This window comes from Trebonia kvetii, assembly GCF_007827045.1.
GTDB classification, from domain to species: domain Bacteria; phylum Actinomycetota; class Actinomycetes; order Streptosporangiales; family Streptosporangiaceae; genus Trebonia; species Trebonia kvetii.
Map to the genome: position 1 here is coordinate 1 of NZ_RPFW01000041.1, position 293 is coordinate 293.

Sequence of the window (293 nt, forward strand, 5' to 3'; positions counted from 1 at the left end):
TGCGGTGGCACCTTCAGCGAATGCATCCATGAATTCGGGGGAGGAGGGGCGCATGTCACCGCCCACCAAAACGGTCTGACCAGCCAGACCGAGCACATCAACGAAAGCTGCGCCGGTTGCACGCACAGTTTCGTGGGTAATAGTTTCGCCGACGATACCGCGAACGTCGTACGCCTTAAATGAGTCTTTGAGGTTAATAGTAGTCACTCGTTTATTTTAGCGGGTATATCTTCGAAATGTACCTCTATAATTGGTGGGAGTATCCAGAGAATTCCCTGAATTTTATGGGTTTT

The 293-nt window shown here is 49.8% G+C and carries 1 pseudogene; it reads right to left on the reverse strand.

Annotation, left to right across the window (positions count from 1 at the left end):
• A pseudogene (gene manB, locus EAS64_RS42870) lies at positions 1–207 on the reverse strand (phosphomannomutase/phosphoglucomutase); the annotation flags it as partial.
• Between the last annotated feature and the right edge of the window lie 86 nt (positions 208–293).